The sequence below is a fragment of the Xanthovirga aplysinae genome, assembly GCF_009711365.1.
In the GTDB taxonomy this organism is placed as follows: Bacteria; Bacteroidota; Bacteroidia; order Cytophagales; family Cyclobacteriaceae; genus Xanthovirga; species Xanthovirga aplysinae.
Genome location: NZ_SMMB01000816.1, coordinates 1 through 4,286 on the forward strand (window position 1 = coordinate 1; position 4,286 = coordinate 4,286).

4 protein-coding genes are annotated in these 4,286 nt (G+C 38.4%); 2 read left to right on the forward strand and 2 right to left on the reverse strand.

The annotated features are described in order from the left end of the window. Positions 1-45: 45 nt before the first annotated feature. Complete coding sequence (locus tag E1171_RS06135) at positions 46-936, reverse strand: flavin reductase family protein (protein WP_155205119.1); 891 nt, start codon at positions 934-936, stop codon at positions 46-48. A 100-nt stretch (positions 937-1,036) separates the two neighbouring features. Beyond that, on the reverse strand, positions 1,037-2,314 hold the full coding sequence (gene fahA, locus E1171_RS06140) for a fumarylacetoacetase (RefSeq protein WP_187696295.1): 1,278 nt from the start codon (positions 2,312-2,314) through the stop codon (positions 1,037-1,039). A 297-nt stretch (positions 2,315-2,611) separates the two neighbouring features. On the opposite strand from fahA, the gene E1171_RS06145 reads away from it, so the two are divergent. Together E1171_RS06145 and E1171_RS06150 are read left to right on the forward strand one after the other, a co-directional pair. After that, positions 2,612-3,514, forward strand: a complete 903-nt coding sequence (locus E1171_RS06145; RefSeq protein WP_155205121.1) for an aldo/keto reductase — start codon at positions 2,612-2,614, stop codon at positions 3,512-3,514. A 144-nt stretch (positions 3,515-3,658) separates the two neighbouring features. Then, positions 3,659-4,270 (forward strand): GNAT family N-acetyltransferase, encoded by a 612-nt coding sequence (locus tag E1171_RS06150; protein WP_155205123.1) that lies wholly within the window; start codon positions 3,659-3,661, stop codon positions 4,268-4,270. Positions 4,271-4,286 lie beyond the last annotated feature (16 nt).

The window sequence follows — 4,286 nt, forward strand, 5'->3', positions numbered from 1 at the left end:
AATAAAAATCGAACCTTAAAGCTCTTTATAAAACATCAACTCTTTCTAGGAGTTCAAAAGGATTTTCCAAGCTTGTTTTGTATCCCCTTCTTCTAAATATTTTTTAGCCAGAAGATGTAAATGATATTTCCTCGACTCCTCATCACCTTTATACCGCTTAAGAATTTTCTTTACATCTTCATTTGCAGCCGCAGCTTTTATCTCTTCTTCAGAAGGAAGGAATTCTACATTCCCCAAACGTCCTAAATTATTTCCAGTCAAAACATCACTAAGGCGAATAGATTCGGGAATTTGATCCACTCCAATTCCTTTGTTACGAATAGGCTTTGGTAATTCAAAAATAGCATTCCCTTTGGCCCTACAATACCAATCACCACCCATTCTACCGACAGTATCCACTCGATGAGGATCTATTACTCCATTTTCATCAAAAATTTCCTCACTGAAATGGGCCAACACTACTTCACAAATCACTAGATTGCCTGCTCCCCCCTGGTCGCCTAGGGCAATAACATCCTTAACCTTACACTCAAAGGAAGCAGGTGATTCTTTCACCCGAGGAGGGGCCACCAAGTTGGAGGAGGCCTCAGTCAAACCGGACTTTACAAATTCATTCACTCCCTGCTCATATTCCGTGCTCGCTAAAGAAACCTGTTCAACGATACTATGATTTACAATATTGACCACCACCTCCTTTGTCTCCAAAACATTTTCCAGACTGTGTTTGACTGTATTATCTCTTACTCTTCTGGCCGGAGAAAAAATCAGGATGGGGGGATTGGCACTAAAAACATTAAAAAAACTAAATGGGCTCAAGTTCACATTCCCATCCTTATCGATGGTACTGGCTAATGCAATTGGTCGGGGTGTTATCACACCAAGCAAATGAGCATGCATTGTTCCCGTAGAAACCTCTTTGGGGTTTATCGTTTTCATTACAAACTCTTTTAATTTTATCAGAACTAGAAATTAAGAATGTAGGCGTTATGAATTAAGGTCACTTTTCGATTACCCTAATTCATAACTCCATATTCTTTTAAAGTTTAGCAGGGAGAACTTTGGATTTCACTTCCCCAAATCCAATTCTCACTCCATCTTTTTCGGCATACCCCCTCATAATCACCGTATCATGATCATTAATAAATTTCCGTTCGCTACCATCCTTCATGGTTACAGGTTTTGTTCCCTTCCATGATATTTCAAGCATTGAGCCATATGATTCTGGAGTAGGTCCGCTAATGGTTCCGGAAGCATACATATCACCAACATTAATATCACATCCATTAATAGTATGATGCGCCAATTGCTGATTAATATTCCAATACATATACTTAAAATTGGAATGACAAACCACCTTTTCTTCCGATCCCTCAGGTTTAATACCTACTTCCAAGTTGATATCAAAGTTCTTTTCTCCTTCTGTCTTTAAATAGGGCAATACCTTTGGATTTTGCTCCGGTCCTTTAACTCTAAAAGGTTCTAATGCATCCATGGTGACGACCCATGGAGAAACAGTGGAAGCGAAATTCTTCCCTAGGAAAGGGCCCAATGGAACATATTCCCAAGCTTGTATATCTCTTGCCGACCAATCGTTGAATAAGACAAATCCAAAAACAAATTCTTCTGCATCTACTGCACTAATACAATCTCCTTGTGGATTATGCTTGCAGGTGATAAAAGCCATTTCTAGCTCAAAGTCTAATCTACGAGAAGGACCAAAGGAGGGCAGTTCATCATCTGGGTCTTTAAATTGACCTTTTGGCCGATGAATAGGATGACCTGAAACCCCAATAGAAGAAGCTCGACCATGGTAACCCACAGGAAGGTGACGGTAGTTAGGCATCAAGGCATTTTCAGCACCTCTAAACATAGTACCCACATTGGTAGCATGCTCAATACTTGAATAAAAATCCGTGTAATCACCAACTTTTACCGGCATCAACATTTCTGCCTCATGCATAGTCACTAAAATGGCCTTTTTCAACTCTTCATCATGGCTCACCTTTTCATTATCTGAACGAAGTAGTTCTGAAAGTCGCTCTCTAACTTGCCGGCAGACCCCTCTGCCCAGAGCCATAAACTCATTTAAAGAATCATTGGCAAATAAGTTGTAGGAAGGAAGTTCAATTCCCAGGAGCAACTCCTGATCGTACAAAGCGGCCAGATCAACTATGTGTTCACCAATGGCTACTCCCACTCTAGGAGATCTTTCTGTGGTCTTAAAAACACCGAATGGAAGATTTTGAATAGGAAAATCGGAGCCCTCTGGTACAGGTACCCAAGATTTCAAAGAAGGATTATTTGCATTCATCATATTGATATCATAAGTTGTTTTTTCACAAATTTAAATTTGCAATTCGGAATTCAAAAAGTTGCCCATGCAATCTAAAGGGTTTTAAGGATTTTTCCATATACTCCAATTCTTTCGAAGAAATTAATTTATTAGGCCGAAAGGACTACATGCCCCCCTTTTCAGCTTTTTTGATAAAGTCTTTGTTGCCTGGGAGTTCATTAACATGGATTTATCCATTTAAACTTATATTTTTAGCCTTGAAAAATTATCCTCTGGATCACTAACCATATTTTTAACTTTTAAAATCACCATAATTTCATGAAAACCATTCAGCTATCAGAAAAAGTAAAGTTTTCCCAGATTATTCAAGGTCTATGGCGACTTGCTGATTGGAAACAAACTAGTAAGGAAAGCCTACATTTGATTGAGGAATGTTTGGAAATGGGCATCACTTCCTTCGATCATGCTGATATTTATGGGGATTATTCTTGCGAAGCCCTATTTGGAGAGGCCTTAAAACTAAATCCCTCTTTGAGAGATTCCATGCAATTGATTACCAAATGTGGAATAAAACTCATCTCCAGCAAACGCCCTGAACACAGCATTAAATATTATGATACCAGTAAAGAACATATCCAAAACAGTGTACAACAATCTCTTAAGAATTTAGGCACTGACCATATTGACTTACTGCTCATCCACCGTCCAGATCCATTTATGAACCCTTCGGAAGTGGCTGAGGCTTTTTCCAAATTACGGGAAGAAGGTAAAGTATTGGAATTTGGGGTTTCTAATTTCCTGCCTTCACAATTTAAGATGTTAAGTACCTATCTGGATTTCCCATTGATAACCAATCAAATAGAAGTTTCAGTACTAAACTTAGAGCAATTTCATAACGGCACCTTAGAACTTTGCCAAGAAAGACAAATTGCTCCTATGGCTTGGTCTCCATTAGGAGGAGGTAGCTTTTTTACAGAGCATTCCGAAAAAAACAACAGAATTAGGCAAACCTTAAAAGAAGTGGGAGAAGAGCTAGGGGTTTCCTCACCTGATCAACTGCTTTATGCCTGGTTACTAGCGCACCCTGCTCAAATTATGCCAATAGTAGGGTCGGGCAAAATTGAACGTATTCGGCATGCAGCAGAAGCAACTAAAATAAAAATGAGTAGAGAACAATGGTTTAAAATCTATTGTAGTTCTCTGGGGCATGAGGTGGCTTAAAGAGTTTAGTGTGAAAAGTTAAATTAAGAGTGAAGAGTGAAAAGGGAAATAGTAGGGAGGCAAAATTTTGCCTCTCATCCAAAAAAGGTCAAAAAGAAAATTCACTAAAACCTTCCTTTTTAATTCATTTGCCAAAATTAAAATATGGGATCAAATCCCCTTTCTGTGGGAAGTGTAAAAAGCCTTTGTCATTGGTATGATTCCCCTAAGCAAGGGAAAACTTTTTTAGATCCTTTAAAATTAATGATGACAGTAGAGAAAAACATAATAGAAGGCAAAAAAGAACACCTGGAAAGCATTTATCATGTTATTCAAAGGGCAAAAGAAATGGATAACAGTCATTTCCCACAATGGCCTGTGGATAATGACTACCCTAGCCGAAAAGATATATTGGAAGACCTAGTTGGTGGTGGATATTTTATTTTTCTAGATGATGACATCAATAAAGGATCAGTGGTCATGAATGAAAATGAAGCTGAACAATATCAGGAACTGGAGTGGAAAGGAATAAAGCCTTTAGCTATTCATCGGCTGGTAGTTCATCCTCAATTTCGCCAAGAAAAAATAGCATTTCAACTCATGCAACATTGCATAGCGGAAGCTCGAAGACAAGGGTATGATAGCTTTCGCTTAGACACATACAGTCTGAATAAGCGGGCCAATAATTTTTATCAGAAATTGGGCTTTGAATTTCGTGGTTGTGTCAACCTTCCTTTTATGCCTGAAAAATATAATTGCTATGAATTAATTTTGTAACTGGACAAATTGAAAA